Raw genomic sequence first — 20,915 nt, 5'->3', positions numbered from 1 at the left:
AGCTGACGATGGCCACACGGCGCGATCGTTTCACGGACGGGAGGCAGGGATGCAACACGACAGCAATCCACCGCAGGCAGCGGACGGCAGTCACACAGACGTCGGCACTCACACAGACGCCGGCAATCACGCAGGCGTCGTCAGTCGCACGACCCTGACGGTGCGTGGCTACCATCTGGATGGCTATGGGCACGTCAACAATGCCCGCTATCTGGAGTTCTATGAGGAAGGGCGCTGGGAGTTCATGCTCGCGCATCTCGGTCTGGCCGCACTCAAGCGCGAAGGCATCGCGATGGTAGCGGTCAACCTCAACCTGGATTGGCACTATCCCGCCACCGTGCATGATGAGCTGGTCATCACCACGCGGCTGTCAGAGCTCGGGCGACGCAAGATGATCATGCGTCAGGAGATCCATCTGGGCGAGCGGCGCATGGGCGAGGTGCATCCGCGCTCCGGGGCGCTGGTCTCCAGGGCGGATTTCACCTTCGTGCTGATGAATACCGACACCGGTCGCGCCATGCCGCTGGACGGCGAGATCGGCGCGCTGCTGGGCGCGTTGGTCAGTGAGGAAACGGCCTGATCGCCCTCAGCGGCGAGGCATGAGCCAGCAAGCCGCGCACATTGACGGCCGTACTACCGTACTGAGGTGTCCTTGCGGCGTCGTGTGAGCTGCTAGGCGCGCTCGCAAGTGATATAATGCCGCCACTTCGGTGCCGCGGAGCTGGCACCCCGTGTCTGCTTCACGCCACTGCCGCGCTGCAGTACCGACGGAGCATGCGTCGTTGCTGCAGTGGCGCCAACAGTTGAGTTCAAGGATTTGACGAATCATGGGTGAGATCGCCAGAGAGATACTGCCAGTCAACATCGAGGACGAGCTCAAGCAGTCGTATCTCGATTACGCGATGAGCGTCATCATCGGGCGTGCCTTGCCGGATGTTCGCGATGGCCTCAAACCGGTTCACCGTCGCGTACTGTTCGCGATGCACGAGCTGAACAATGACTGGAACAAGGCCTACAAGAAATCTGCCCGTGTCGTCGGCGATGTGATCGGTAAATACCACCCGCACGGTGACAGTGCGGTCTACGACACCATCGTCCGCATGGCCCAGCACTTCTCCATGCGTTATGTGCTGGTGGATGGTCAGGGCAACTTCGGTTCCATCGATGGCGACAGCGCCGCGGCGATGCGTTACACCGAGGTGCGCATGGCGCGCCTGGCGCACGAGCTGCTGGCCGACCTCGAGAAGGACACCGTCGATTGGGTCGACAACTATGACGGCACCGAGCGCATTCCTGCCGTGCTGCCGACCAAGACCCCGAACCTGCTGGTCAATGGCTCCTCCGGTATCGCCGTGGGCATGGCCACCAACATCCCGCCCCACAACATGGGCGAGGTCATCGACGGCTGTCTGGCACTGATCGACAACGGCGATCTGACCATCGATGAGCTGATGGAATTCATTCCGGGGCCGGACTTCCCGACCGCCGGTATCATCAACGGCCGTGCCGGCATCCTCGATGCCTACCGCACCGGTCGTGGTCGTATCTACGTGCGTGCCGTGCATACCATCGAGCACAACGACAAGAACGGCCGTGATCACATCATCATCACCGAGCTTCCCTACCAGGTGAACAAGGCGCGTCTGATCGAGAAGATCGCCGAACTGGTCAAGGACAAGAAGATCGAGGGCATCGCCGAGCTGCGTGACGAGTCCGACAAGGACGGTCTGCGCGTGGTCATCGAGACCAAGCGTGGCGAGTCCGGTGAAGTGGTCGTCAACAACCTCTTCTCCCAGACCCAGCTCGAGACCGTGTTCGGCATCAACATGGTCGCGCTGCACGAAGGTCAGCCGAAGATCCTGAATCTCAAGCAGATTCTGGAATCCTTCGTGCGTCACCGTCGTGAAGTCGTCACCCGTCGTACCCTGTTCGAACTCAAGAAGGCGCGTGAACGTGGCCACATTCTTGAAGGTCTGGCGGTGGCGATCTCGAACATCGACGAGGTGATCGAGCTGATCAAGGGCTCGCCGAGCGCGGCGGAAGCCAAGGAAAAGCTGATCGATCGCGAATGGCAGCCGGGTCAGGTGGTCGAGATGCTCGAGCGCGCCGGTGCCACTTCCTGCCGTCCGGAAGATCTGCCGGAAGGTCTGGGGCTGTCTGAAGACGCCAAGCACTACCGTCTGTCGCCGGCCCAGGCTCAGGCCATCCTCGAGCTGCGTCTGCATCGCTTGACTGGCCTCGAGACCGAGAAGCTGCTGGCCGAGTACTCCTCCATCCTCGAGCGCATCGCCGAGCTGATGGAGATCCTGTCCTCTGCCGACCGCCTGATGGAAGTCATCCGCGAAGAGCTGCGCGAAGTGCGTGCCCAGTACGCCGATGAGCGCCGCACCGAGATCATGACCAGCCGTCGTGACCTGACCATCGAAGACCTCATCAACGAGGAAGACATGGTGGTGACGGTCTCGCGCAGCGGCTATGCCAAGACCCAGCCGCTGTCTGACTACCAGGCCCAGAAGCGTGGTGGCCGCGGCAAGTCCGCCACCTCGATGAAGGACGAGGATGTCATCGAGCACCTGCTGGTCGCCTCGACCCACGACACCGTGCTGTTGTTCTCCAACAAGGGCAAGGTGTACTGGCTCAAGGTCTACGAGATGCCGCAGGCGTCACGTGGCTCGCGCGGCAAGCCGCTGGTCAACCTGATTCCGCTGGACGACGGCGAGTGGGTCACCACCATCCTGCCGGTGCGCGATTATGCCGCCGACAGCTACATCTTCTTCGCCACTGCCAACGGCACGGTCAAGCGCACCGCGCTGAGCCAGTTCTCGCGTCCGCGCAGTGTCGGCCTGATCGCGCTGGACATCGAGGAAGGTGACCGCCTGATTGGCGCCGACATCACGTCCGGTTCCGACCACGTCATGCTGGTGTCCTCCAACGGCAAGGCGATCCGCTTCGAAGAGCAGAACGTGCGCGTGATGGGCCGTACCGCCCGTGGTGTGCGCGGCATGCGTCTGCTCGACGATGCACAGGTCATCAGCCTGATCATTCCGCGCACCACCGCGATCGATGACAACGAGATCGAGGTCGATGACGCCACGGATGCGACGGCGGAAGGCGTCGAGAGCGCTGATGTGGCAACCACCGAGGGCGCGACGGAAGACAGCGTCGCCAGCGGTGAGGTGCCGCAGTGCTACATCCTGACCGCGTCCGCCAATGGCTTCGGCAAGCGCACGCGTCTGGAAGAGTTCCCGCTGCGTGGCCGTGGTGGCCAGGGCGTGATCGCGATGCAGACCAGCGAGCGCAACGGTGATCTGGTCAGCGCGGTGCAGGTCAGCGACAACGACGAGCTGATGCTGATCACCGATCGCGGCACCCTGGTACGTACCCGCGTCGCCGAGGTGTCCACCACCTCGCGCAACACGCAGGGCGTGACCTTGATCCGCACCGCGGAAGAGGAGCGTCTGGTGACGACGGTGCGTGTCGACGAGCCGGAAGAGGTCGTCGTGGTGCAGGATGAGCTGGATGAAGAGGCGCTGAGCACCGACGAACAGGTGCAGGCGGGAGATGACGCCGAGTCGACGGATACCCCGCCGACAGACGCGGAATAAGACGCTGGATTGCGACCGCCTTCGGGGCGGTCGCTTCACTTTCGGGAAATAAGACGACATGACACGCAAGTTCAACTTCTGCGCCGGTCCTGCTGCACTGCCGACCGCTGTCCTGGAGCGCGCCCGCGCCGAGATGCTGGATTATCAGGGCCGCGGACTGTCCGTCATGGAGATGAGTCATCGCTCCGACGAATTCGTGGCCATCGCCGAGAAGGCCGAGGCGGACCTGCGCGAACTGCTCGAGATTCCGTCCAACTATCGCGTGTTGTTCATGCAGGGTGGCGCCTCGACCCAGTTTGCGGGTGTGCCGCTGAACCTGCTGGGCGCGGGCGGCAGTGCCAACTATCTGTATACCGGTATCTGGGGCAAGAAGGCGATCAAGGAAGCCGAGCATCTGGCGGTGGGCAGCCACGTGGCGGCCTCCAGCGAGAGCAATGGCCTGATCGCCGTGCCGCGCCAGAACGCGATCCAGCTCTCGGGCGATGTGGGCTATCTGCACTACACCGCCAACGAGACCATCGGCGGCCTCGAGTTCGACTACATCCCCGAGGTGGCAGCGGATGGCGTGCCGCTGGTGTGTGACATGTCGTCTTCCATCCTGTCTGGCCCGCTGGATGTCAGCCGTTTCGGCGTCATCTATGCCGGCGCCCAGAAGAACATCGGTCCGGCGGGTCTGACGCTGGTCATCGTGCGCGAAGACCTGCTCGATCGTGCCCGCAAGGACTGCCCGACCATGCTGAACTGGAAGACGGCCGCCGAGGCCAATTCCATGTTCAACACGCCGCCGACCTACGCCTGGTATCTCTCCGGGCTGGTGTTCGAGTGGCTCAAGGACGAGGTCGGTGGCCTCGCCGCCATGAACGCGATCAATGATCGCAAGGCGCAGGCACTCTACGCGGCCATCGATGGCAGCGACTTCTATTCCAACCCGATCGTCACCGAGAACCGCTCACGCATGAACGTGCCGTTCGTGCTGGCCGATGACCGTCTCGACAAGACCTTCCTCGCCGAGTCCGAAGCGGCGGGTCTCTTGAATCTGGCCGGTCACCGCAGCGTCGGTGGCATGCGTGCCAGCCTCTACAACGCCGTGCCGGAAGCTGCCGTCACTGCGCTGGTGGACTTCATGGGCGACTTCGCGCGCCGTCACGGCTAAGGGAGGAGGTGAGATGTCGGATTCCAAGGAAAGCCCTGTGCCGCAGGCGGCGGGCAAGGCGGTGACGCTGGACGACCTGCGTCAGCGCATCGACGCCATCGACAACGAGCTGCTGAACCTGATCAGCGAGCGTGCGGGCTGCGCGCAGCAGGTCGCCGAGGTCAAGCTGGCGGCCGGTGACGTGGGCGAGGATGACCAGGTGCAGTTCTACCGTCCGGAGCGCGAAGCCCAGGTGTTGCGTCGCATCATGGCCAACAACCCCGGCCCGCTGAAAGGCGAGGAGATGGCGCGTCTGTTCCGCGAGATCATGTCCGCCTGTCTGGCGCTGGAACAGCCGATCCGCCTGGCCTATCTCGGCCCGGAGGGTACCTTCACCCAGCAGGCCGCGCTCAAGCACTTCGGTGACAGCGCCGTGACCAAGCCGATGGCCGCCATCGACGAGGTGTTCCGCGAAGTCGAGGCTGGCGCGGTGCAGTACGGTGTGGTGCCGGTGGAGAATTCCACCGAGGGCGTCATCAACCACACGCTGGATTCGTTCATGGGCTCGCAGCTCAAGATCTCCGGCGAAGTGGTGCTGCGCATTCATCATCACCTGCTGGTGGGCCCGAATACGCGTCGCGAGAAGATCTCACGCATCTATTCCCACGCCCAGTCGCTGGCCCAGTGCCGCAAGTGGCTGGATGCCCACTTCCCGCACGCCGAGCGCATCGCGGTGTCCTCGAATGCCGAGGCCGCGCGTCAGGTGCGCACCGAGTGGCACAGTGCGGCGATTGCCGGTGACATGGCGGCCAAGCTCTATGAGTTGGAGAAGGTCGAGGAGAAGATCGAGGACAGCCCCGACAACTCCACGCGCTTCCTGATCATCGGTGACAGCTCGGTGCCGGCGTCCGGCGATGACAAGACCTCCATCGTGGTGGCGATGCGCAACCAGCCGGGGGCACTGCACGACCTGCTGGCGCCGTTCCACCGTCACCAGATCGACCTGACCCGCGTCGAGACGCGTCCGTCACGCTCCGGTGCCTGGAACTACGTCTTCTTCATCGACTTCCGTGGCCACCGCGATGACCCGCTCATCACGGCGACGCTGGAAGAGCTGCGCCAGTGCGCGGCGGACGTCAAGGTGCTCGGGTCCTACCCGGTCGGTGTGCTGTGAGCGAGGTTGACCACACGCGCCATGCTGAGCCGTCAGACCTGTTGTCCTCGCTGCCGTCAGCGGAGCGCCTGGCCGGTGAGCGGCGTATCCTGCTGGTCGGGCTGGGCTTGATCGGTGGCTCGCTGGCGGCTGCATTGCGCGCGGCGGGCCATCGCGGCGAGATTCTCGCCTGTGATCGTGACTCCAACGAGATCTGCCTCGGTCAGCGCATGGGGCTGATCGACGGTGGCAGCACGCAACTGGCGGCGCTGGTGCCGGGTGCCTCGCTGATCGTGCTGTGCGTGCCGGTGATGGCGATGCAGAGCGTGATGGCCGAACTGGCGCCGTTGCTGGATGATGACGCCGTCATCACCGATGTCGGCAGCACCAAGGGCGCGATCCGCGATGCGGCGCTCGGCGTCTTCGGTCGCATGCCGCCGAATCTGGTGCTCGGTCACCCGATCGCCGGGTCCGAGAAGAGCGGTGTCGCGGCGTCCAATCCCGAGCTCTATCGCGATCACAAGGTGATCCTGACGCCGGAGCCGGACAGCGATGCCGAGGCCGTGGCGCGCGTGGCGGCCATGTGGTCGGTATGTGGCGCTCAGCTTCTGAGCATGAGCGTGGCGCGCCACGACGAAGTGCTGGCGCGCACCAGCCACCTGCCGCACCTGCTGGCGTTCTCGCTGGTCGACAGCCTGGCGCGCCAGGATGAGCGGTTGGAGATCTTCCGCTACGCGGCGGGCGGTTTCCGTGATTTTACGCGCATCGCGGGCAGTGACCCGGTGATGTGGCGCGACGTCTATCTTGCCAACCGCGATGCGGTGCTGGAGGCGTTGGATGAATTCGAGGCCGGGGTAGCGCGGGTGCGCGCTGCCGTGACCGCGGGCGATGGTGAGGCGATGCTGGGGATATTCACCCGCGCAAGCCACGCCCGACACTACTTCAATACCCTCTTGAAACAGACGAGTTATCAGACCATGGAACAGCAGAACGTGCGGTACCGTGCACTGCCGGGTGGGCAGGTTCAGGGGCGCATTCGTGTGCCGGGCGACAAGTCCATGTCGCATCGCTCCATCATGCTGGGCGCCTTGGCGACCGGCGTGACCGAAGTCGAAGGCTTCCTGGAAGGGGAAGACAGCCTGGCCACGCTGCAGGCCTTCCGCGACATGGGTGTGGTCATCGAAGGCCCGCATCAGGGTCGTGTCACCATTCACGGTGTGGGTCTCAACGGCCTGAAGCAGCCGCCGGGCCCGCTGTATGTCGGCAACTCCGGCACCGCGATGCGCCTGTTCGCCGGTCTGCTGGCCGGTCAGGCCTTCGACACCGAGCTGACTGGTGATGCCTCGCTGACCAAGCGTCCGATGGACCGCGTCGCCAATCCGCTGCGCGAGATGGGCGCGGTGATCGATACCGCAGACAACGGCCGTCCGCCGCTGCGTATCCACGGTGGTCAGCCGCTCAAGGGCATCCGTTACGAGATGCCGATGGCGTCCGCTCAGGTCAAGTCGTGCCTGCTGCTGGCCGGTCTCTACGCCGAAGGCGAGACGCGTGCCATCGAGCCGGCGCCGACGCGTGACCACACCGAGCGCATGCTCAATGGCTTCGGTTACAAGGTCGAGCGTCAGGGCGCCGAGGCGTGGCTGAACGGTGGCGGCAGCCTCGAAGCCTGCCCGATCGACGTGCCGGCCGACATCTCCTCCGCGACCTTCTTCCTGGTCGCCGCGGCCATCACGCCGGGCTCCGATCTGGTGCTGGAGCACGTCGGCATCAACCCGACGCGCATCGGCGTCATCAACATCCTCAAGGCGATGGGTGCCGACCTGAGCGTCTCCAATGAGCGCGAAGTCGGCGGCGAGCCGGTGGCAGATCTGCACATCCGTTATGCGCCGCTCAAGGGCATCGACATTCCGGAAGACCAGGTGCCGCTGGCCATCGATGAATTCCCGGCACTGTTCATCGCCGCCGCCAACGCCGAGGGCATGACCCGTCTGCGTGGCGCCGAGGAACTGCGCGTCAAGGAGTCCGATCGCATCCAGGTGATGGCGGATGGTCTGGCGCAGATCGGCGTCGAGCACGAAGTGGTCGCGGACGGTATCGATATCCGTGGCGGCGCCTACGGTGGCGGTCTGGTCGACAGCCACGGCGATCACCGCATCGCGATGGCCTTCAGTGTCGCGGCGCTGCGCGCCCAGGGCGAGATCCTGATCGACGACTGCGCCAATGTCGCGACCTCCTTCCCGAACTTCGTGGCGCTGGCCGCTGAAGTCGGCATGCAGGTCGAGAACCTCGGTGCCGTGGCACCCGGCCAGGAGGCTTCATGAGCGGGGAAGCGACACCTCATCACAGCCAGATCTGCGACGCGCCGGTGTTGACCCTTGATGGCCCCGGCGGGGCAGGCAAGGGCACCATCAGTCGTCTGGTCGCGGCGAACCTGGGCTGGCATCTGCTGGATTCCGGTGCGCTGTATCGCCTGACGGCACTGGCCGCCGAGCGTCATGGCGTGGCGCTGGAAGACGAGGACGCCGTGGCGACCATCGCCGAGCACCTCGATGTGCAGTTTGACGCCGAAGGCGACGCCACCAGCGTGATTCTGGAAGGCGAGGACGTCACCCGTGACATCCGTCTCGAGTCGGTCGGCAACAATGCCTCCATCATCGCGGCCCAGCCGCGCGTACGGACTGCACTGCTGGCGCGCCAGCGTGCCTTTGCGCGTGCGCCGGGCCTGGTGGCCGATGGTCGCGACATGGGCACGGTGGTCTTCACCGGTGCGCCGCTCAAGATCTTCCTGACGGCAAGCGCCGAGGAACGTGCGCGTCGTCGTCATGCCCAGTTGCAGGAAGCGGGTGTCGATGCTAATATTTCGAGCCTTTTGACAGAAATACAGGCGCGCGATGCGCGTGACATGGGCCGGGCAGTCGCCCCGCTCAAGCCTGCAGACGACGGCGTGATCCTCGATACGACGGATCTCGACATCGACCAGGTGATCGAACGCATCCAGCAGCTGCTGGTCGAATACGGCCTGGTAGCGGCGCGCTGAGACTCGAGTCTCAGCCTGTAAGTCGTCAGAAAAACGGATTGATCGCCTGCTGTTGCAATACGGCCTCAGGGTCGGGCAGCAGCGGGTTTCGCTCGCTTCGCGAGTGATGATGCAGAACCCAGATGACACCGAGGTGTCATCAACCCCCCGGCAAGGTGTCATGGGGTGCATCGGCGGCAAGCGGAAAGCCGGTGTATCTCGAACCAGCGTCAACGCCCCCGGGGATATGTAGATATGGCCCGTGCTTGCTGGTGGTACGGAGACTGCGGTGCAAGCCGCCCCAAACGTTGATCATGTAGGAATACCATGAGCGAGAGCTTTGCTGATTTATTTGAACAGTCACTCCAGGACATCAACATGGAGCCGGGCGCAATCGTGTCCGCTACCATCGTGGATATCGATGGCGACTGGATCACTGTCAATGCCGGTCTGAAGTCTGAAGGTCAGATTCCGTCTGAACAGTTCCGTGACGAAAGTGGCCAGCTGTCCATCAGCATCGGCGACGAAGTCATGGTTGCACTGGAAGCCGTGGAAGATGGCTTCGGTGAGACCCGCCTGTCCCGCGAGAAGGCCAAGCGTGCCGAAGCGTGGAAAGAGCTGGAAGCCGCCTTCGAGAAAGACGAGATCGTCAAGGGCGTGATCAACGGCAAGGTCAAAGGTGGCTTTACCGTCGACATCAACACCATCCGTGCCTTCCTGCCGGGTTCTCTGGTCGATGTCCGCCCTGTGCGCGACACCGCCCACCTCGAGAACAAGGAACTGGACTTCAAGGTCATCAAGCTCGACGCCAAGCGCAACAACGTTGTCGTGTCTCGTCGTGCCGTCCTCGAAGCCGAGAACAGCGCTGAGCGTGAAGCCCTCCTGGCCACTCTGCAGGAAGGTCAGCAGATTCAGGGTATCGTCAAGAACCTGACCGACTACGGCGCCTTCGTCGACCTCGGCGGCGTTGACGGCCTGCTGCACATCACCGACATGGCATGGAAGCGCATCAAGCATCCGTCCGAGATCGTTGCTGTCGGCGACGAGATCAATGTCAAGGTGCTGAAGTTCGACCGCGAGCGCAACCGTGTGTCTCTGGGTCTCAAGCAGCTGGGCGAAGATCCGTGGGTCAACATCAAGGCTCGCTACCCGGAAGGCGCCAAGATCAACGCACGCGTCACCAACCTCACCGACTACGGCTGCTTCGCCGAGCTGGAAGAGGGCGTCGAAGGTCTGGTCCACGTGTCCGAAATGGATTGGACCAACAAGAACATCCACCCGTCCAAGGTCGTCAATGTCGGCGATGACGTGGAAGTGATGATTCTGGACATCGACGAAGAGCGTCGTCGTATCTCCCTGGGTATCAAGCAGTGCACCACCAACCCGTGGGAAGACTTCAGCGGCAAGCACAACAAGGGCGACCGTGTCTCCGGTACCATCAAGTCAATCACTGACTTCGGTATCTTCATCGGTCTGGAAGGCGGCATCGACGGCCTGGTTCACCTCTCCGACATTTCCTGGAACGAAGCTGGCGAAGAAGCCGTGCGTCGTTACAAGAAGGGCGAAGAAGCTGAAGCGGTCATCCTGTCCATCGATCCGGAACGTGAGCGCATCTCTCTGGGCGTCAAGCAGCTCGAGAGCGATCCGGTCTCTGAGTACCTGGCCGTCAACGACAAGGGCGCTATCGTGTCCGGTCGTGTTGTCGACATCGATGCCAAGGAAGTTCAGGTAGAGCTGGCGACTGACGTCATCGCTATCCTGAAGGCTTCTGAAATCAGCGCTGACCGTGTCGAAGACGCACGCAACGTCCTGAGCGTCGGCGATGCTGTCGAAGCCAAGATCGTCGGTGTGGATCGCAAGAGCCGCCTGATCAACCTGTCCGTCAAGTCCAAGGACCAGGTTGAAGCACCGCGTCGCGATGCTGCCAAGCCGCGTACCCAGGAAGTCGAGAGCAACGGCCCGACTACCATCGGTGATCTGATCAAGCAGCAGCTGGGTCAGGAGTGATCCCGAGACACTCCACCTCCTCGTGAGGTGGGGTGTCCGGATCCACGCTGAGGTGACATGCCTCTGGTAGTCACCTCGGCGTCTCCGAATCGGTATCCTGCATGAGGCGCATGTCATATGCGGGAACGAAAAAAACCGCCACCCTTCGGGGTGGCGGTTTTTTCATGCCTGGTCGTTACGGGTGGCTGCTGGTCATTGTTGGTCGTTGCTTGTCATTACCAGTCGCCACCTGCCAACCACCTCATCTGGCGTCGTTCAGTGCGCTTGCGAGGCTGCGGGCTGACTGACCTTGGCCAGCAGTTGCATCTGGCGTAGCGAGATCGTGCAGTACAGGCTGCGGTAGAGCGTCGGTTCCTGCGTCGGGTCGGTCTTGAGCAGGCGAGCTTCCAGCTGGTGGATGTCGCTGGCCAGCTGTTCCGCGTCCGGGGTCTGAGTCTGTCGTGCGGCTGTCTGAGTCATGTAAAGGCGCTCCGTGAGTCCATGGTCGTGGATGGGATCAGGGTCGGCTCTTCTTGTGGGTGTCTCGAGGTGCGTCGCCACGCTGGCCTGTCATGACCCTTCGTGTGTTGGCGTGGCGGCGTCTCTGCCTGCTCTTGCGGCAGTTCTCGACCTGCATGGCAGGTCTCAAGGTCGCAAAGGAGCCTTTGCCTGACACTGCAGCCTTCGCGCGTGACTTCCTTGCTGGGCTGCAGCTACTGCATGGGTCTGTGCCGTATCTCTATGCCGGTATTTCTATACCGGTATTTCTATACCCGTATTTCTATACCTAGGCTGTGTGACGGGTTCTGCGGTGCCTGACGTCTTGCCTATCAAGCATAGCGGAAGGTCTACAGTGCACCTTGATCCGTGTCAGAAGGATGACGTTGCGCTGACAGGCTGTTGCGAAGTGGCAAGTGCCAAGTAGCAGCAGTCCGAGCCTCAGTACATGAAGGGACGGCCGTGCACGACTCAGGGCGCCTCGTGATCGCTCTGCTCGCTGCCTGTGCCAGCGTTCGCCGCTGCCGTCTGACGCTCAAGATTGGACAGCATGCCACGCAGGATGGAGAGCTCGCGACGTGTCGGCTCGGCACGCGCGAACAGGGCGCGCAGCCGCTCTTCGGTCTGGGAGTGGGGTTGGTTGAGGAAGCCGGAGCCCTGCAGGGCGCGACCGAGATGCTCATGGAAGTAGCCGAGTTGTTCGCGGGTCGGCAGCTGATCATCCTCACGGCGCGCGACAGGCGCCTCCTGAGGCTTGTCGAGCGTCAGGCGCCATGCACTGCGGCACTCGTGCGCCAGCACCTGGACGGCCTGTGAGACGTTGAGGATGCCGTAGTCCGGATTGGTGGGGATCGATACCTGATGCGTGCAGCAGGCGATCTCCTCGTTGGTCAGTCCGAAGCGCTCGCGGCCGAATACCAGCGCCACCTTGCCATCGCGCGCGATATCCATGGCGTGCGCCGCCATCTCGCGTGGCTCATCGAAGTGGGGCAGCGGGACGCTGCGTAGACGAGCGCTGGCCCCGATGACCAGCTGGCAGTCATTGACGGCGTCTTCCAGGCGCTCGACCACGCGCGCATTTTCCAGCAGCTCCGCGGCGCCGCTGGCCATGCGTGTCGCTTCCTCGTCGGGGAAGCAGCGCGGATTGACCAGCACCAGGTCCTTGATGCCCATGGTCAGAATGGCGCGAGCGGTGGCGCCGATATTGCCAGGGTGGAAGGTCTGCACCAGCACGACACGAACATTGTCGAGGGCGCTAGTGGTCGGGGAAGCGGCGGGGGTATCAGTCATGAGAAGGTCCTGGGCAAGCGAGGCGCGCGGCCTGAGCGGTTGGCGTCGTCGGTCGTGACCGTATGCATTTCAGCCTCAATACATCGTCAGCCTCGATGCACTGTCATCACCAGGCGCAATGTCTCGGGTCGCGGCAAAAAGTGGCGCCTAGTGTAGCGTGGTGAGCGGGAGGCGTCAGGTGCCGAGAGCCGCGGCGCTTACCGTATGAGGGCCACGGCGTTCACTGTATGGGTCTCGCGCTGCTCACCGCATGGAACTCGCAGCGCTCGCCGAATGACAGGCATGAAAAAACCGCCCCTGCTTGCGCAGGAGCGGTTCGGGTCACGACGGGTGAGTCGTGGGGTGAGGCTGGCTTACATCATGCCGCCCATGCCACCCATGCCGCCCATACCACCCATGTCGCCGCCGGCAGCGGCCTTATCTTCCGGATCTTCAGCGATCATGCATTCGGTGGTGATCATCAGACCGCCGATGGAGGCCGCAGACTGCAGTGCAGAACGGGTCACCTTGGCCGGGTCCAGCACGCCCATCTCGAACATGTCGCCGTAGACGCCGGTAGAGGCGTTGTAACCGTAGTTGCCTTCGCCAGCCTTGACGTTGTTGAGCACGACAGAGGCTTCTTCACCGGCGTTGGTGACGATCTGACGCAGCGGCGCTTCCATGGCACGCAGTGCGATGGCGATACCGTGAGTCTGATCTTCGTTGTCGCCTTTCAGGTCGACCAGCTGACCCAGCACGCGAACCAGGGCAGTACCACCGCCAGGCACGACGCCTTCCTCGACGGCTGCACGAGTGGAGTGCAGGGCGTCTTCGACGCGAGCCTTCTTCTCTTTCATCTCGACTTCGGTGGCAGCACCGACGCGGATGACGGCAACGCCGCCGGCCAGCTTGGCGACACGTTCCTGCAGCTTCTCGCGGTCGTAATCAGATGAGGTTTCCTCGATCTGAGCGCGGATCTGGGCAACGCGTGCTTCGATATCGCCTTCGTTGCCGGCGCCATCGATGATGGTGGTGTTTTCCTTGGACATGGTCACGCGCTTGGCGGTGCCCAGGTGGTCCAGGTTGGCCTGTTCGAGGTTGAGGCCGACTTCTTCGGAAATCACGGTGCCACCGGTCAGGACAGCGATGTCCTGCAGCATGGCCTTGCGACGGTCACCGAAGCCCGGTGCCTTGACGGCAGCGACCTTGACGATACCGCGCATGGTGTTGACGACCAGAGTCGCCAGCGCTTCGCCTTCGATGTCTTCGGCGATGATCGCCAGCGGCTTGCCGGACTTGGCAACGCCTTCCAGCACCGGCAGCAGTTCGCGGATGTTGGAGATCTTCTTGTCGACCAGCAGGATATACGGGTCTTCGAGTTCGACCGCCATGGTGTCCTGGTTGGTGACGAAGTACGGAGACAGGTAACCGCGATCGAACTGCATGCCTTCGACCACTTCCAGCTCGTCTTCGAAGCCACGACCTTCATCGACGGTGATGACGCCTTCCTTGCCGACCTTCTCCATCGCTTCCGCGATGATCTCGCCGATGCGAGAGTCGCCATTGGCGGAGATGGTGCCGACCTGGGCGATGGCCTTGGTGTCGGTGCACGGCACGGACAGCTCACGCACGGCCTTGACGGCTTCGATGACGGCCTTGTCGATGCCGCGCTTCAGGTCCATCGGGTTCATGCCCGCGGTCACGCCTTTCAGGCCTTCGTTGACGATGGACTGAGCCAGCACGGTGGCGGTGGTGGTGCCGTCGCCAGCCACGTCAGAAGTCTTGGAAGCGACTTCCTTGACCATCTGGGCGCCCATGTTCTCGAAGCGGTCCTTCAGCTCGATTTCCTTGGCGACGGAAACGCCGTCCTTGGTGACGGTCGGAGCGCCGAAGGATTTTTCCAGTACCACGTTACGGCCTTTCGGACCGAGGGTAGTCTTGACCGCGTCGGCCAGGACATTGACACCACGCGCCATGCGCTTGCGTGCATCATCGGAGAAACGAACGTCTTTTGCAGCCATGTTTATCTCTACCTTTAATCAGTAAGTCGAAGCGTTGGAACCCGAAAAAGCTGAAACTCAGCCTTCCACCACGGCGAGGATGTCGCTCTCGCTCATGATCAGCACCTCTTCGCCGTCGATTTTCTGCTTCTCGACGCCGTAGCCATCCTTGAAGATCACGGTATCGCCGACTTTCACGTCCAGCGGGCGAACTTCACCGTTTTCGAGGATGCGACCGTTACCGGCAGCGAGAATCTCGCCACGGGTCGGCTTTTCCTGGGCGCTGCCGGGCAGAACGATGCCACCTGCAGTTTTCTGTTCTTCTTCCACGCGACGAACCACGACGCGATCGTGCAAGGGACGAATGTTCATTGCTCACGTTCTCCTGATGGTAAATCCCGCCAGCCCCCGTTCTTTGTCGGTGAGTCTGGCGTTCAATGGGGTTGCCTACCGAGTGTTGGGCCCCGCCGCTGGGGGCGTGGCCGTTATCCATTGCACCGGTTTTATGGTGGCGGGGGGACAGCTTTCAAGTAGGCGATCATAAAAAAATTTCAAATCGGCGCATCTTGTGCGTCGCATGAAAGCTACGCACCCTGGGTGCAGCCTGTCTTCCGCAAGGTTCCGCTAGATGAATCAACGGCTTGAGTGTATCCGAGCCATTCACCGTTGGCATATAGCTGGCAGCCTCCAGACGGTGTCCATTGGTACAAGACGCCAGAGGGTGGTCAGCGGCCAGGGTGAGTCTTGTTGCAAGGCGCAAGGGTTAGGTCGGGCAGCTCACAGAGCGCGAACTCTGCCAGTGACAGGCGGGCGGGTAGGGAAGGGGGGGGTACAGGCCAAGGCTGGACAGGGCAGCGTGATGGGGCCTGTGAGGCGAGATATCGCGAATGAAAAAGGCCCGGGACTGGTGTTCCAGTGCCGGGCCCATCGCTTTCAAACATGACTTTCAAACATGGTTCTCAAGCAGACGATTGCGCGTGGTGCTTGTGCGTGACAAGGCGCTAGAGGCGCGGCTCGTCACGGCTGATGTAATCGCCTTCCAGCGGCTCGCCGGTCTGCTGGCTGCTGCCTTGCTGCCCTGCATGGTTTTCACTTGCGTGCTGCTGATAGCCACCGCTGCGTGATGCGCTGTCAGCACGGGCGTCGGCTTCCCAGTCACCCGTGCGGGTGCTGCGCGAGGTTCCCGTAGCAGAGAAGCGGCCCTTGAAGAAGCGCGCGATCGTGCCATTGCCGCTCAGGCCGCGCGTCAACAGTCCCCGTGAGGCGGGGAGCAGGCACAGCAGGCCGAAGGCATCAGACAGAAAGCCCGGCGCCATCAACAGGGCGCCGCCGAAGATGAGTGCCGCGCCTTCCATCAGCTCGCCGGAAGGCATCTCGCCACGTTGCAGGCGTTCCTGGGCGCGCACCAGTGTCGCGCGACCTTCGCGGCGAATCAGATGCAGGCCGACGGCGCCGGTGATCAGCACCAGCGCCAGGGTCGGCAGCAGGCCGATCTGGCTGCCGAGGCTGAACAGCACCACGAAATCCAATAACCCGAACAGGGTAATCACTAACAGTATGGGCATCGTCTCTCCCGAAGCAGGTAAATGGCAGGTTGCGCCAATGCGTCAAGGGTAAACCAGCCGCCGGATGGGGAACAGTCGAATCGGGCTCATGGCCGGCTGATGAGCGGCTGATGAGCGGCTGATGGGCGGCTGATGGGCGGCTGATGATCGGCGGCGTGGATGGCTGGCACTGCAGGAGTAGCAGTGCCATGCTGAACGATGTTGCATGTTGCAGTGCACAATAGAAGGGCTGGGCAGGGAGAGTCGGACAGGCAGAGCCCAATCGTCCGCAGGGGGGGGGGGCTGGGCCGAGGCTCACTCATCAGCATTCCCTGCTTTCGCGCCCGCTGTTGACGGCGTGCGTTGACGCCGTCAGTGCGTTGCGTTGGCGGATCTCGCCTGCGTTGAGGCAGGACACGCCGTGATCTGTTGCACTGCATCATGAGAATTCACCGCGAGCTGGCAGCGGGCGTCATCCCGAGGCATTCTCTGTCACGATGACGCTCAACACTGAAGGACGCGGTGCGGGACACTCGACACATAGATCGTGACGCTCGTACGGCATGCGGGCCTCGCATCCGGCAGACGTTCCTCACTGCCGGCAGACAACCTGGGAGACGGGACATGAAGCTTGACGACAAGGTCATCGCGATTACGGGCGGCGCTCGTGGGCTGGGGTTGGCCATGGCGCGCCATCTGGGCGAGAAGGGAGCGGTGCTGGCGCTGCTGGACATCGAACAGGACGGCCTGGATGACGCCGTCGCGAGCCTGGAGGCTGCAGGCATCAAGGCGCAGGGTTTCGTGACCAATGTCGCGGAAGAGGATTCCGTCACGGCGGCCTTCTCGGCCATCAAGAGCGCATTGGGACCGGTGAGCGGTCTGGTCAACAATGCCGGCATCACCCGCGATGGGCTGCTGATCAAGGCACGTGATGGCGTGGTGGAGAAGACCATGTCGCTGTCCAGCTGGCAGCAGGTCATCGATGTCAATCTGACCGGTGTCTTCCTGTGCACGCGGGAAGCGGCCAGCCAGATGATCGAGGCCGGCCAGCCGGGCGTGATCGTCAATATCTCCAGCATCTCGCGCGCCGGCAACATGGGGCAGAGCAACTACACCGCCGCCAAGTCCGGTGTCGCGGCACTGAGCGTGACCTGGGCCAAGGAGCTGGCACGCTACAGGATTCGCGTCGGTGCCGTGGCGCCGGGCTTCATCGCCACCGAGATGACCGCCGGCATGAAGCCGGAGATGCTCGACAAGATCAAGAGTGGCATCCCGATGCGCGACCTGGGCCGCCCGGAAGATATCGCCAGCAGCGTGGCCTTCATCTTCGACAATGACTACTTCACCGGGCGAGTGATCGAATGTGATGGTGGTCTGCGCATCTGACCCGATGGCTGGCGTCAGCCGATGAGACCCAAGCCCCCGCGATGGCAGCATCGTGGGGGCTTTCTCTTGAGGCGATGCATCCAGCGCAGGCCGCTGCGCGTAGAAGTCAGTATTGCCGTTCATTGCTACAAGGAGACACGTCATGCAACGTCGCCAATTCATGGGGCTGGTGCTGGGGGCGGGAGCGATGCTGGCGCTGCCCAGGCTGTCTGCCGCGCGTCCGGAACTTGAGCTCGAGCGTGGCGCGGACATCACGCCGCTGACCCTCGAGGAAGACGAATGGCGTGCCCGCCTGAGCCCGGAGCAGTATCGCGTGCTGCGTGAGGAGGGCACCGAGCGTGCGGGCTCCAGCGAGCTCAACAAGGAGCATCGCGAGGGTGAGTATCGCTGTGCCGGTTGTGATCTGGCGCTGTTCTCTTCTGCCACCAAGTTCGAGTCCGGCACCGGCTGGCCCAGCTTCTTCGATCATATCGAAGGCCGCCTTCTGACCAAGACCGACTACGGGCTCATCTGGCCGCGTACCGAATATCACTGCGCGCGCTGCGGCGGGCATCAGGGGCATGTCTTCGAGGATGGCCCCGAACCCACCGGCCTGCGCTGGTGCAACAACGGTGTCGCGCTGCGCTTCGTGCCCGCGTGAGGCGCTTGGGAGGCATCCCGGTTGTCGCAGTGAGCGGCTAAAGCAATCTTGCCGCTTTGTGGTAACGTGACGACATCGTGATACAGACGGCCCGGTCGATTCCACGACCGGGCCGTCTGTATATTGCCGCATGAATTCTGCTGTAAGGGACTGACGTTTCATGGACGCTACTGCAACTGACGCTACCACTTCCCGTCCTGCACCGACGCTGTCGCCCGCTGCCACCACTCGCCGCATCCAACAGGCGCTGGCCGGTGAGCTTGGGGTGCGCGAAGAACAGATCACCGCCACCGTCGAGCTGCTGGATGGCGGCGCGACCGTGCCGTTCATCTCGCGCTACCGCAAGGAAGCCACCGGCGGGCTCGATGACACCCAGATGCGTCAGCTCGAAGAGCGCCTGCGCTATCTGCGTGAGCTGGAGGAGCGGCGTCAGGTCGTGCTCGAGTCGATCGCCGAGCAGAACAAGCTGAGCGCCACGCTTGAGCGGGATGTGCTGGCCGCCGACAGCAAGCAGCGCCTGGAAGATCTCTATCTGCCGTATCGCAAGAAGCGCCGTACCAAGGCCCAGATCGCGCGTGAAGCGGGGCTTGAGCCTCTGGCCGATGCGCTGCTCGCGGACCCGACGCTGGAGCCGGAGGCTCAGGCGGCTGGCTTCGTCGCCGCCGACAAGGACGTTGCCGATACCAAGGCGGCGCTGGATGGCGCCAAGCAGATTCTGATGGAGCGCTTCGCGGAGGACGCCGCGCTGGTCGGTCGCCTGCGTCAACGTCTGTGGGACGACGGCATCCTCAGCGCTCGCGTCATGAAGGGCAAGGAGCAGGAGGGCGCCAAGTTCTCCGATTACTTCGAGCATGACGAGCCGCTGCACAAGGCCCCCTCGCACCGTGCGCTGGCCATGCTACGTGGTCGCAATGAAGGCGTGCTGAGTCTCGCGCTCAAGCTGGAAGGCGAGGACGACCTGCCGCGTCACCCGATGGAAGGCGCCATCGCGGAGCATTTCTCCATCGAGGATCAGGGGCGCGCCGCGGACCGCTGGTTGAAGGAAGTGGTGCGCTGGACCTGGCGCGTCAAGCTCTATACCCATCTGGAAAGTGAATTGATCGGCCGCCTGCGCGAGCGCGCCGAGCAGGAGGCCATCCAGGTCTTCGCCGACAACCTGAAGGACCTGCTGCTGGCGGCGCCGGCGGGGCCCAAGGCCACGCTGGGGCTGGACCCGGGGCTGCGTACCGGCGTCAAGGTCGCGGTGGTGGATGCCACCGGCAAGTATGTCGATCAGGCCACCATCTATCCGCATGCGCCGCACAATCGCTGGGACGCCTCGGTGGCCGAGCTGGTCAAGCTGGTCGAGCGGCATGACGTCGAGCTGATCGCCATCGGCAACGGCACCGCCTCGCGCGAGACCGACAAGCTGGCCGCCGACGTGCTGACGCGTCTGTCCGGCCGTCGCCTGCAGAAGGTGATGGTCAACGAGGCCGGCGCGTCCATCTACTCAGCCTCGGAATATGCGGCCCGCGAATTCCCGGACCTGGACGTGACCATCCGCGGCGCGGTCTCCATCGCCCGCCGCCTGCAGGACCCGCTGGGTGAGCTGGTCAAGATCGAGCCCAAGTCCATCGGCGTCGGCCAGTACCAGCACGATGTCAGTCAGGTGCAGCTGGGGCGCAGTCTGGAAGCCGTCGTCGAGGATTGCGTCAACGGTGTCGGCGTCGACCTCAACATGGCCTCAAGTGCGCTTCTGTCACGCGTCGCCGGTCTCAACACCACACTTGCCGAGAATATCGTCGCGCACAGGGATGCCAATGGCCGTTTCGCCTCGCGCCAGGAATTGCTCAAGGTCAGCCGGCTGGGTCCGCGTACCTTCGAGCAGTGTGCCGGTTTCCTGCGCATCGCCTCCGGCAAGAATCCGCTGGATGCCAGTGCCGTCCACCCGGAGGCCTACCCGCTGGTCGAGCGCATCGCCAAGGCGCACGGGCGTGATCTGCCGAGTCTGCTGGGTGACAGCGCCTTCCTGCGCACCGTGAAGCCGACGGAATTCACCGATGAGCACTTCGGTCTGCCGACGGTGACCGACATCCTGCGCGAGCTGGACAAGCCGGGGCGTGACCCGCGCCCCGAATTCCGCTTCGCCGAGTTCAAGGAAGGTGTCGAGACCCTCAAGGATCTCGAGCCGGGCATGAAGCTTGAGGGCGTCGTCACCAACGTGACTCACTTCGGGGCCTTCGTGGACATCGGCGTGCATCAGGACGGCCTGGTACACATCTCTGCCCTGTCGCAAAAGTATGTTGCCGACCCGCGCGAGGTGGTCAAGGCGGGCGACATCGTCAGCGTCAAGGTGATGGAAGTCGACATCCCGCGCGCGCGCATCGCGCTGAGCATGCGCATGAGCGATACTCCCGCCGAGAAAGGCGCGGCAGGCGAGGCGCGACGCGGCGCAGAGGGTGGTCGCGGTGGGCGCTCGCAAGGTGGCGGTGGCCGTCAGGAGCGCGGTGGTCGCGGCAGCAATTCTGGCGCGAGCGGCGGCGCGGCACCGGCCAACAATGCGATGGCAGCAGCATTGCTCAATGCGCGCAAGTCGAAATCATAAGCCTTGAAAGCATTTTTTACGCGCCCATAATGTGGGCATACTGACCTGACGCGAACGGTACCTGCCGTTCGCGTCTTGCATGGCATCCGGTGCAGCACGCGG

15 protein-coding genes are annotated in these 20,915 nt (G+C 63.2%); 10 read left to right on the top strand and 5 right to left on the bottom strand.

Annotated elements, in window-relative coordinates; translation table 11 throughout:
- Positions 1-49 precede the first annotated feature (49 nt).
- The 7 genes from QD356_RS12310 (at position 50) to rpsA (ending at position 10,913) form a co-directional block, all read left to right on the top strand.
- Positions 50-580, top strand: a complete 531-nt coding sequence (locus tag QD356_RS12310) for a thioesterase family protein (protein ID WP_192837490.1) — start codon at positions 50-52, stop codon at positions 578-580.
- Positions 581-827: 247 nt separating this feature from the next.
- Positions 828-3,605: a DNA gyrase subunit A gene (gene gyrA, locus QD356_RS12305; RefSeq protein ID WP_192837491.1), complete on the top strand. Its 2,778-nt coding sequence runs from the start codon at positions 828-830 to the stop codon at positions 3,603-3,605.
- Positions 3,606-3,663: 58 nt separating this feature from the next.
- A complete protein-coding gene (gene serC, locus QD356_RS12300; protein WP_054555590.1) occupies positions 3,664-4,758 on the top strand; it encodes a 3-phosphoserine/phosphohydroxythreonine transaminase in 1,095 nt (364 codons plus the stop codon).
- Positions 4,759-4,771: 13 nt separating this feature from the next.
- On the top strand, positions 4,772-5,911 hold the full coding sequence (gene pheA, locus QD356_RS12295) for a prephenate dehydratase (RefSeq protein WP_192837492.1): 1,140 nt from the start codon (positions 4,772-4,774) through the stop codon (positions 5,909-5,911).
- Between the two features lie 68 nt (positions 5,912-5,979).
- Positions 5,980-8,211 (top strand): bifunctional prephenate dehydrogenase/3-phosphoshikimate 1-carboxyvinyltransferase, encoded by a 2,232-nt coding sequence (locus QD356_RS12290; protein WP_131433164.1) that lies wholly within the window; start codon positions 5,980-5,982, stop codon positions 8,209-8,211.
- Entirely contained in the window at positions 8,208-8,927 is a 720-nt protein-coding gene (gene cmk / locus QD356_RS12285; RefSeq protein WP_192837493.1) for a (d)CMP kinase, read from the top strand. Before QD356_RS12290 ends, cmk begins: the two co-directional genes overlap by 4 nt.
- Before the next feature lie 306 nt (positions 8,928-9,233).
- Entirely contained in the window at positions 9,234-10,913 is a 1,680-nt protein-coding gene (gene rpsA / locus QD356_RS12280; protein ID WP_043331442.1) for a 30S ribosomal protein S1, read from the top strand.
- A 255-nt stretch (positions 10,914-11,168) separates the two neighbouring features.
- On the opposite strand, the gene QD356_RS12275 is transcribed toward rpsA, so the two are convergent.
- The 5 genes from QD356_RS12275 to QD356_RS12255 form a co-directional block, all read right to left on the bottom strand.
- Positions 11,169-11,372, bottom strand: coding sequence for a hypothetical protein (locus tag QD356_RS12275; protein ID WP_043331440.1), 204 nt, complete (start codon positions 11,370-11,372; stop codon positions 11,169-11,171).
- 489 nt (positions 11,373-11,861) lie between these two features.
- Positions 11,862-12,680, bottom strand: a complete 819-nt coding sequence (locus tag QD356_RS12270) for an RNA methyltransferase (RefSeq protein ID WP_192837494.1) — start codon at positions 12,678-12,680, stop codon at positions 11,862-11,864.
- Between the two features lie 353 nt (positions 12,681-13,033).
- A complete protein-coding gene (gene groL / locus QD356_RS12265) occupies positions 13,034-14,680 on the bottom strand; it encodes a chaperonin GroEL (protein WP_192837495.1) in 1,647 nt (548 codons plus the stop codon).
- A 57-nt stretch (positions 14,681-14,737) separates the two neighbouring features.
- A complete protein-coding gene (locus QD356_RS12260; RefSeq protein WP_043331438.1) occupies positions 14,738-15,031 on the bottom strand; it encodes a co-chaperone GroES in 294 nt (97 codons plus the stop codon).
- 629 nt (positions 15,032-15,660) lie between these two features.
- On the bottom strand, positions 15,661-16,224 hold the full coding sequence (locus QD356_RS12255; RefSeq protein ID WP_192837496.1) for an FxsA family protein: 564 nt from the start codon (positions 16,222-16,224) through the stop codon (positions 15,661-15,663).
- A gap of 603 nt (positions 16,225-16,827) precedes the next feature.
- Between QD356_RS12255 and QD356_RS12250 the strand changes: the two genes are divergently transcribed.
- From QD356_RS12250 to QD356_RS12240, 3 genes are all read left to right on the top strand, one after another.
- A complete protein-coding gene (locus tag QD356_RS12250) occupies positions 16,828-17,589 on the top strand; it encodes an SDR family oxidoreductase (protein ID WP_192837497.1) in 762 nt (253 codons plus the stop codon).
- A 142-nt stretch (positions 17,590-17,731) separates the two neighbouring features.
- Positions 17,732-18,229 (top strand): peptide-methionine (R)-S-oxide reductase MsrB, encoded by a 498-nt coding sequence (gene msrB, locus QD356_RS12245; RefSeq protein WP_107336174.1) that lies wholly within the window; start codon positions 17,732-17,734, stop codon positions 18,227-18,229.
- Positions 18,230-18,389: 160 nt separating this feature from the next.
- Complete coding sequence (locus QD356_RS12240; protein WP_192837498.1) at positions 18,390-20,813, top strand: Tex family protein; 2,424 nt, start codon at positions 18,390-18,392, stop codon at positions 20,811-20,813.
- Positions 20,814-20,915 lie beyond the last annotated feature (102 nt).

This window comes from Cobetia sp. 2AS, from assembly GCF_029846355.1.
GTDB lineage: Bacteria > Pseudomonadota > Gammaproteobacteria > Pseudomonadales > Halomonadaceae > Cobetia > Cobetia amphilecti.
Note: the sequence above shows the minus strand (reverse complement) of the source record. Positions and strands in the feature narration are given on the sequence as shown.

What these genes read in the sequence shown, in the direction of transcription:
- QD356_RS12310 (WP_192837490.1), top strand. Translation starts at nt 50, where the DNA reads ATGCAACACGACAGCAATCCACCGCAGGCAGCGGACGGCAGTCACACA.
- gyrA (WP_192837491.1), top strand. Translation starts at nt 828, where the DNA reads ATGGGTGAGATCGCCAGAGAGATACTGCCAGTCAACATCGAGGACGAG.
- serC (WP_054555590.1), top strand. Translation starts at nt 3,664, where the DNA reads ATGACACGCAAGTTCAACTTCTGCGCCGGTCCTGCTGCACTGCCGACC.
- pheA (WP_192837492.1), top strand. Translation starts at nt 4,772, where the DNA reads ATGTCGGATTCCAAGGAAAGCCCTGTGCCGCAGGCGGCGGGCAAGGCG.
- cmk (WP_192837493.1), top strand. Translation starts at nt 8,208, where the DNA reads ATGAGCGGGGAAGCGACACCTCATCACAGCCAGATCTGCGACGCGCCG.
- rpsA (WP_043331442.1), top strand. Translation starts at nt 9,234, where the DNA reads ATGAGCGAGAGCTTTGCTGATTTATTTGAACAGTCACTCCAGGACATC.
- QD356_RS12275 (WP_043331440.1), bottom strand. Translation starts at nt 11,372, where the DNA reads ATGACTCAGACAGCCGCACGACAGACTCAGACCCCGGACGCGGAACAG.
- QD356_RS12270 (WP_192837494.1), bottom strand. Translation starts at nt 12,680, where the DNA reads ATGACTGATACCCCCGCCGCTTCCCCGACCACTAGCGCCCTCGACAAT.
- groL (WP_192837495.1), bottom strand. Translation starts at nt 14,680, where the DNA reads ATGGCTGCAAAAGACGTTCGTTTCTCCGATGATGCACGCAAGCGCATG.
- QD356_RS12260 (WP_043331438.1), bottom strand. Translation starts at nt 15,031, where the DNA reads ATGAACATTCGTCCCTTGCACGATCGCGTCGTGGTTCGTCGCGTGGAA.
- QD356_RS12255 (WP_192837496.1), bottom strand. Translation starts at nt 16,224, where the DNA reads ATGCCCATACTGTTAGTGATTACCCTGTTCGGGTTATTGGATTTCGTG.
- QD356_RS12250 (WP_192837497.1), top strand. Translation starts at nt 16,828, where the DNA reads ATGAAGCTTGACGACAAGGTCATCGCGATTACGGGCGGCGCTCGTGGG.
- msrB (WP_107336174.1), top strand. Translation starts at nt 17,732, where the DNA reads ATGCAACGTCGCCAATTCATGGGGCTGGTGCTGGGGGCGGGAGCGATG.
- QD356_RS12240 (WP_192837498.1), top strand. Translation starts at nt 18,390, where the DNA reads ATGGACGCTACTGCAACTGACGCTACCACTTCCCGTCCTGCACCGACG.